Below are 6,567 nucleotides of genomic sequence, written 5' to 3'. Positions count from 1 at the left end.
TGAGCTAAATATCAAAGACTTGTCTCTACTAACTGGCAAGAAATACAACGCTGCTTATCTCCACAAAGCGACTGCTGACATGGGTAGCCGTGTATTTGAGGTGCAAACTGAAACCCGGTACCGGCAGCTGTGGATGTTCCAGCGTGTGGACTACATGCTTGGGCAAGGAATCATTGAAATCAAGCTCACAGAGGACATTACGCCCTATCTGTTTGACCTGAAAGAGAACTTCACTAGCTATGAATTGGCTTCGGCACTGCGCCTCACTAGCAAGTATGCGAAGCGGATTTATCAGTACTGCAGTCAATGGAAGGACCAAGGCGAAACCAAGAAGTATGACATTCAGGATTTCAAGATGATGCTGGGCTTACTTGACGACAAGGGCAAGGATAAAGCCATCAGGATGAGTGACTTTCGGGAAAGCGTGCTAGATGTGGCCGTAAAGCAAATCAATGAGCACACGGAATTGCACGTCGGTTACAAGCTTGAAAAACGGGTCAGAACCTACAAAAACATCGTCTTTACAGTCAAGCGGCAAGCTCTGGCCGAAACCATCCCTTTCGACCTGGTGGCCACTGCTCAGGACGTGCCGGGCGTTCAGCAAAGCCACTTCGACAACGCCGCCCGCATCCTGGACGAGCTGCGCATCACCGATGCCAAACACCGGCAAACCATCCTCAGCAGCGCGGCCCACGTCGCGGAAGTGAACCGCTACAACCACGACCTGAAAACGGGCAAAGTCAAAGCCTCCCGCAATCCTGGGGGCCTGCTGCTCGTGCGCTTGGGCCTCGTTGCTGCCAAAACGGCCAAAGCCCCTACCGTCTAATTCGTACCTTTACAGACCATGAAAATCACGCTCGAAATCCCCGATAACCGCGCTGACTTCCTGCTGGAACTGCTGCGTAGCTTGCCCTTTGTCAAGCTGCGGGGTCAGGCCGCTAAAGCCGCCGTTCAGGATGAAACCGCTTACCTGCTGTCCTCGCCGGCCAATGCCGAGCGGCTGTATGCGGCCCTGGACCGCGACCGCCGGGGCCAGCGGCAAGTTCACGAGTTGCCGGACACAATATGACGCTGAGCTGGGACGATGCCGCCTGGGAGGACTTTCAGTACTGGCTTGACACGGACAAGGCCATCGCCCGCAAGATTCGGGCGCTGCTCAAAGAGTGCCTGCGTACCCCTACCACGGGCACGGGCAAGCCCGAACCCCTCAAACACGACTTCGCCGGCTTCTGGTCGCGCCGCATCAGCGGGGAGCACCGACTGATTTACCGCTTTGAGGCCGACCTGGTGTACGTGCTGCAATGCCGTTTCCACTACACGAAGAAGTAGGCACAAAGGCGTTCTCGAACGCCGATAGCAGGCCCTATCCGAAGGACGGCGGCTGTTTAAATCACCGTTAAAGTGAACGTTAATTTTGCCGCTCATGCCACCAATATGCCCCGTAAATTATTAGGCCCAGGCCGACAAAAAGAAAGCCACCCCAAGTTCCTTCGCTGGCGTTGGTCTGCAAGGCTCGCCACCCCATCCACCCCGTGAGCCCGGCCAATGCCACCAGCCAGAATGCGGCCGCTGGTTGCGTCGCAAACCCCAGCTTGCGAATCGGAACTGCGGCAGGATTCTCCAGCCCAAAAGCCGCAGGCAAGGCACCGGCGAGCTGCGGCATCGTTGCGGGTGTTGCACTAAGCTGCGCCTGGTTGTAGTGCTTCGCCGCCCAATCAAAATGCTGCCGTAAGGCCACCAAGGGGCCCATTCCCTGCGGATGCAGCTTCGAGTTTAAATGGAACACCAGGGGACTTCCGCGGCGCGGATTAATGGTAAAATCAAATTCCAAGCCGCTGTAATAAGACACAATCTCTGCAAAATCGAGGCGGCGCACCTTGCCATTAGCAGCGTAGCTAACCGTTATGCCCGTGGCATCGAACGCCACGGTAGCATGCTCGGCGCTGAAATACTTGGCCATACGCTCGGGCAGCAGCACAAAGGCGGCCAGACCGACTACCCCCAACAAGCTTCCCCATAGCTTGGAATGGGCAAAAACAGTTAGAATACCTAGCAGCATGGGCAGCGTCAAGCCGACGATAATCAGCACCAGCACGGTTGCTTTCCAGCGGTTGGTGAGAGTTAAATCGAGTTGCTTTTCCACGGAATGACGACTTGTTTGTTCTATCACCGCCTCATCCGCGCCGCCGAAGATGCCCTGTTGCTGGTGGTGCCTGGAACGCAGGGGACGATTAATATTTAAATCATCAACACTTAGCTGTGCAAGCTACAGCCATAAGGTGTGGTTACTGATGCTTGCCGATTCAGGAAATTAAAGGCTCCCTTTCTTAAACGGCTAGCAGCTGCCCCGCACCAGGTGCCCCACCAGCTGCTGCAGTGCTTCGGGAGTTTAAGAAACTCGTCTACGAATCAAAGTTTACGAAACTGGCCTGGGAGATGAGTTTCGTAAACTCGCCACCAGGTGCTTCCGCAGGCCTAAGCAAACAGGACTTTTCCCCCGCTAGGCCTCTCTAGAAAGTCCGCTCTCCATCTGCGTTTCGTCCCTTAACATAATCCTTGTTATAAGCGCTGCCTTGGAATCAAGACGGTTTTGGGATACCGGCGCGGCTTGCTGCCGATGTGGTACTTTGGCGGGGGACCAGGTGCCGGTTTGGGCGTTTACGAAACTCATCCCTTTGGGCCATTTCGTAAACTTTGATTCGTAGACCGGTTTCTTAAACTCGTACCGCCCCGTAGCAGGCACTTGGCCACCAGGTGTCGGGCTGCTGGTGGTCGTTCAGGGAAAGGAGCGAAAGAACATAATTCATTAGGCTCAGGCAGTCCGCGCAAAGGCCACTACTTTTAACAGCTGGTGCTATTTCTCACGGTTCTTACCTAATGCCCTCTTCTGCTACTTATTCCCTGCTGTGGTTCTTCGGAACCGGGTTACTGCTGGCCTCATGCCAAGACGCTCCTTCCGAAGCCGGGCAGATAGCAGCCCCCAAGGCTCCGGTAGCCCCGGCAGCTGTGCCCGCGCCGCCGACCACTCCCTCCGCTATTCCTAAACAAAGGGCGCAGAACCGCTCGGAGCCCCGGCCCACGTGGTACCGATTCGAGGACGACACGCTCCGGCAAACCCTTCGAGTCGTGCAGGTGTCGGCCCGCACTATCCGATTTCGGTTAGTGGACAGCCTCAAAATCACGGGCAAGTCTCGCCAGCTCGAAGGCACGGCCACGGCTTTGGCGGGCGACCCCGAAATCGACGAAGACGCGGACGGGACCGCCTACCCCTCGGTGGCTTATAATTACGAAGGCGCGTGTTTTCTCTCGGTGCGCATCGAACTCAACACCCGGCAGCGCGTGCAACTCGTGTCCAATAATTGCGGCACCGCGCACCCCGACGGCACCTTCGGACACGGCGGCATTCTATACCGGGTCCTAGACAACAAACAATAATCGTCCGAAAGGCTGTTTTGCTCAGCCTTACGTTTACGAAAACGGTCGTTTTGACGAGGTGTAAGCCTTTTACATGCTATAAACGGTCGTTCACAGTATGTAAAATACTGGCTGTTACTGCGGGAAATACTTCTGAGCGGCTTTCGGATTATCCTGCTTTAGGTCCACGTAGCCGTCGTTCAACCACTTCAGCGTGGCCTGCTTTTGGGTCAGCTGCTGCTGAAGTAGCTCCGCTTTTGCCTCGGCTGCCCCTTTTTCCTTCCACAGGTAGGTGCTCAGGCATACCAGCCCAAGAACGAAGACCAAGGTGGCGAACGCCAGCCGCATACTGGTAAAGCCCCACACCTCGCCCACCACGGGCACGCTACGTGGGATTTGGGCAATCATCTGCTGTAGCTGCGCCGTGCCCGTGGTGAGCGTCGTTTCGACTTTGGCCGGCGTGGCTAGGTGCGGCTGAATCGCCTCCGCAATGCCTTTGTAGTCGATGACAAAACGGGCTTCCTGCTTCACCTTAGCCAGCACCTCGTCCAGCTCGGCGCGGCTCACCGGTTGGCCCTGCTCCAGGCTGCGCTTGTTCAGCGCCTCGATGCCCCGGCGCAACGCATTAATATCTTGCAGTAGCTCTTGCATAAGTCGTTGCTAAAAAGTTAATCCCCCATCTCGAAGCCGCGGGACTGCTGCTTGCCCGGCTCCTTGCTGGCCTGCTGCCCCTTGGCCTGGCCGTACTCGGCCGCCAGCTTGGCTAGCGCGTAGTCCTGGCCTACCTGCTGCCACGCCTGGGCCGGGTCGTGGCCTAGCTCCCGGACCTGGGCAAAGCCCGTTTCCAGATTGCCCGCGCTGTACGCGCGGCCCACCTGGCTGCCCTTTACCCGGTGCCCGTCCTGTTCGAACACCACCCCGGCCGGGCTCCCGTCCTTGCGCCGGGTCAGCTCCACCTCGATGCCTCGGGGCCGTAGGGCCTCGCGCAGCTCGTCAAAGCTGCGGGCCTGGCCTGCCGTGTAGCTCAGGGCGCGGCCGATGTCCTGCCGGGCGCGACTCCACTCGGCCGACTGTTCCTCTTTCGGGGTCGTGGCCTTCGCCTGGGCCGGGGTCGGGCCGATTTCCAGCGCCTGCTTGCGGCCCACCTGGTCGGCCACAATCAGCCCGTATTCCTGCTCGATGCGCTTGCACACGTCCACGCTACGCGAGCGGATAAACTGGTCGCTCACCGTCTGCCCGTCCAAATCCACCCGGTTTACCACCAGGTGCATGTGCGGGTGGGTCTTGTCTTTGTCATAGTGCCGCACCACGGCCCATTGCGTGTTCTCGGGGTCGATTTTCAGCCCCCTTAGGTAGTCCTGGGCAATGCGGCCCATCACTTCGTTGGTCACCTTTTCCTTTTCCTCTGCTGGAAAGGCCAGCGCGACGTGCAGCACCGCCTTGCCTAGCCCTGGCCGCATGGCCCGCACCGCGTCAAAGTCGGTGGCCATGTGCGCGGCGCTGTCGGTGCGCACGCCGTGCGCGGCCAGCACCTCGGCCCCTTTGTCGGGGGTCTTTTCCTGGAGCACGTACTGACACATCGCCCCAAATGACTGGTTCACCTTCACCTTCCCTATCATGACGCTTTATGGCCAAGCCTGTTCAAGAGGTGGTGCAGCTGCCCCAGCACCGTCGTGGCCCCGCTGCGCTGGTCCTGCTGCAAGTGGGCCAGCTTGGTGAGCTGGTTCAGGTTGGCCGCCATGCCGGCGAGCTGCGCCAGTTGCTTGGCTTCCTCGGGGGTCGGCGGGGCCGGCAGTTTCGTGGCCGTGTCCTGCTTCCCCCACACCGACCGCAGCACCTCGCCTTGACTCAGCCGGTACCGGTCGGCCTCCTGGGTCAGGCGCTCATGCTCCGCGTCCGTGAGCCGGACGCTCACGACGTGGCGCTGCTTGTCCGCCAGCGGGCCGGGCTTGCGGCCGCCTTTCCGGGGGCGGTGGGGAGGGGAACCGGGGGACGTTGTTTCTTCCATGGCGAGTCCCCCAAAGGGGCAAGTGTAGTGAGCCCAACGGGCGAACGGGTTCTATGATTGCGCGAAGCGCGATTCATAGAACACATCTTGCAAAAACCGTTGAACGAGTCCAGAACAGCCCACAAGGTACGGGTCCCTGCACACCCGCGCAACCCTGGCCCACTCTTTTCGCTGTACCCCCCGGATTGTCTGCCCGTTGTTTTTCGCTCCGGCTCTGGTGCCCCTCCTGTTGCCTTCTGCCGGCTGCTCCGAGTATTTCCCTTGCCGGCAACCTGCCCACCTCGTCCTGGCCACCAGCTGCACCACCTGGCCACCTTCCCACTTGGTCATGCGTCCCCGGCCTCGGTGTTGTTGCTTTCCCTTTTGTTCCTTATCACGTCCGTTTCCTCAGCTGCTCCCGTTTCTGTGGCCCTGGCATTCCCAAGTTCAAAGCAGTACATAAGCACGGCATTAGATTTTATAAACTGTTGATTACCAATAATATATATTTTATTGAATGCGCGCAAGTTACTGGCTTCTAGGACTTTGCTGTTTTTGCTTTGCTCGCGCCGTTGTACCCCTGACCAGTCCCTAAAAGCCTTTTTTTTCTCGCGCGAGCACCAATTGGTGTATTTGAAAAGCTTTGTTTTATTTGAGGGCTCAACAGTAGTACATATAATCAACTGACAATAAGTAATTTGTGGGGGCGAAAAAAAATCGAGAAACGGGTTTTAGTGGGTGAGAAACGGGTTTTAGTGGGTGAGAAACGGGTTTTAGTGGGTGAGAAACGGGTTTTAGTGGGTTGAGAAACGGGTTTTAGTGGGTTGAAAACGGGGTTCAAAAACGTAATCCGAATACAGTACCCGTTTCTTGCTTATAATTGCCCTACAATCAGCCAGTAGCACCTTATGGGCAAGGAACTAGAAGTTCGCCAACACAACGCTTTAACCAATGCTCGGTACGAGTATTCAGAGCTGCAGCTTGATTTGCTGTTCTTCCTTATCTCTAAGCTCAAAAAAGACCAGCAAGACAGGATTTATGAGCTAAATATCAAAGACTTGTCTCTACTAACTGGCAAGAAATACAACGCTGCTTATCTCCACAAAGCGACTGCTGACATGGGTAGCCGTGTATTTGAGGTGCAAACTGAAACCCGGTACCGGCAG

Annotated in this window: 9 protein-coding genes; 5 read left to right on the top strand and 4 right to left on the bottom strand. The window is 57.1% G+C overall.

Translation table 11 applies throughout. The annotated features are described in order from the left end of the window. From ABD819_RS21285 to ABD819_RS21275, 3 genes are all read left to right on the top strand, one after another. Positions 1-826 (top strand): replication initiation protein (locus tag ABD819_RS21285; protein WP_345127679.1); only part of this gene is annotated, 826 nt, incomplete at its 5' end. Positions 827-844: 18 nt separating this feature from the next. Next, the gene (locus tag ABD819_RS21280) at positions 845-1,069 is read left to right on the top strand and encodes a hypothetical protein (RefSeq protein ID WP_345127677.1); all 225 of its coding nucleotides are present in this window, start codon (positions 845-847) and stop codon (positions 1,067-1,069) included. Continuing rightward, positions 1,066-1,329 carry a Txe/YoeB family addiction module toxin gene (locus tag ABD819_RS21275; protein WP_345127676.1) on the top strand — a complete coding sequence of 88 codons (264 nt, stop codon included), beginning with the start codon at positions 1,066-1,068 and terminating at the stop codon, positions 1,327-1,329. Before ABD819_RS21280 ends, ABD819_RS21275 begins: the two co-directional genes overlap by 4 nt. A 79-nt stretch (positions 1,330-1,408) precedes the next feature. Here the strand turns inward: ABD819_RS21275 and ABD819_RS21270 are convergent, their stop codons facing one another. After that, complete coding sequence (locus ABD819_RS21270) at positions 1,409-2,143, bottom strand: hypothetical protein (RefSeq protein WP_345127674.1); 735 nt, start codon at positions 2,141-2,143, stop codon at positions 1,409-1,411. Positions 2,144-2,877: 734 nt separating this feature from the next. Here ABD819_RS21270 and ABD819_RS21265 point away from each other — a divergent pair. Then, on the top strand, positions 2,878-3,435 hold the full coding sequence (locus ABD819_RS21265; protein ID WP_345127672.1) for a hypothetical protein: 558 nt from the start codon (positions 2,878-2,880) through the stop codon (positions 3,433-3,435). Positions 3,436-3,549: 114 nt separating this feature from the next. Here ABD819_RS21265 and ABD819_RS21260 read toward each other — a convergent pair whose 3' ends face one another. From ABD819_RS21260 to ABD819_RS21250, 3 genes are read right to left on the bottom strand one after another with little or no spacing between them, the layout of a single operon-like run. Continuing rightward, positions 3,550-4,065 carry a hypothetical protein gene (locus tag ABD819_RS21260; protein ID WP_345127671.1) on the bottom strand — a complete coding sequence of 172 codons (516 nt, stop codon included), beginning with the start codon at positions 4,063-4,065 and terminating at the stop codon, positions 3,550-3,552. Positions 4,066-4,082: 17 nt separating this feature from the next. After that, positions 4,083-5,033, bottom strand: coding sequence for a relaxase/mobilization nuclease domain-containing protein (locus ABD819_RS21255; RefSeq protein WP_345127669.1), 951 nt, complete (start codon positions 5,031-5,033; stop codon positions 4,083-4,085). Further along, on the bottom strand, positions 5,030-5,422 hold the full coding sequence (locus ABD819_RS21250) for a MobC family plasmid mobilization relaxosome protein (RefSeq protein ID WP_345127667.1): 393 nt from the start codon (positions 5,420-5,422) through the stop codon (positions 5,030-5,032). Before ABD819_RS21250 ends, ABD819_RS21255 begins: the two co-directional genes overlap by 4 nt. Positions 5,423-6,309: 887 nt before the next feature. Between ABD819_RS21250 and ABD819_RS21245 the strand changes: the two genes are divergently transcribed. Then, positions 6,310-6,567: replication initiation protein (locus ABD819_RS21245; RefSeq protein WP_345127665.1), on the top strand; the 258-nt coding region annotated here is incomplete at its 3' end.

This window comes from Hymenobacter antarcticus (assembly GCF_039539545.1).
Taxonomy (GTDB): domain Bacteria; phylum Bacteroidota; class Bacteroidia; order Cytophagales; family Hymenobacteraceae; genus Hymenobacter; species Hymenobacter antarcticus.
Note: the sequence above shows the minus strand (reverse complement) of the source record. Positions and strands in the feature narration are given on the sequence as shown.